Source organism: Streptococcus sp. DD11, assembly GCF_001578865.1.
Lineage (GTDB): Bacteria > Bacillota > Bacilli > Lactobacillales > Streptococcaceae > Streptococcus > Streptococcus panodentis.
Window position 1 is genome coordinate 67,296 of sequence record NZ_KQ969392.1, and the last position, 724, is coordinate 68,019.

General features: G+C 52.2%; 2 pseudogenes. Both read right to left on the reverse strand.

What is annotated here, in order from left to right:
- Positions 1–107: pseudogene (locus STRDD11_RS13975) on the reverse strand (YlxR family protein); the annotation flags it as partial.
- A 10-nt stretch (positions 108–117) separates the two neighbouring features.
- A pseudogene (locus tag STRDD11_RS13980) lies at positions 118–724 on the reverse strand (transcription termination/antitermination protein NusA); the annotation flags it as partial.

The following is a 724-nucleotide window of genomic DNA, read 5'->3' on the forward strand; positions in this document are numbered from 1 at the left end:
AAGACTTGGCCTTCCTTGTTTTTGACAATGCGCAGCAAATCGCGCTTGTCAATCACTTGGTTGGAAACCACTGATTTCCTCAAAGGGATTTTTCTTGTTTTTGCCATATCAGCCCCCTTATTCCAGTTCTTGCGCTTCGCTTTCTATATCAAGATTTTCCAAGGTTTCAGCCGGAGCTTCTGCGCTGTCAGCCTCGACAAAGTCAGTCTCTGCCCACACTTCTGCTTCAGCCGCAAATCCTTCTGCTCCCGTTTCAGCAGGAAAGTCTTCTGCAGCAATCACCTCAGCATCCTGAGCAAAACCGCCCAGCTCGTGAGCCGCTTCCATTTCTTCAAACTCGCTGGCAGACTTAATGTCAATCCTGAATCCTGTCAGGTGGGCTGCCAGACGGACATTCTGACCGCGGCGGCCGATGGCCAGAGAAAGCTTATTGTCCGGTACCACGACCAGAGCCCGCTTGCTGTCTTCAGCATCAAAGATGACCTGATCCACTTCAGCCGGCGCAATGGCATTGTAGATAAATTCAGCCGGATCGGCTACCCACTCAATGACATCGATATTTTCCTCAGTCGGTACCATGCGGTCGCTCTTGGCATCATACTTGGCTGGGTGGAACTTGCTGGTGATTTTCTTGATATTGGCACCGCCCCGTCCGACGATGGTCCCGATAGCATCTACATTTGGATTGTGGCTGCGGACCGCCACCTTGGTCCGATCGCCCGCC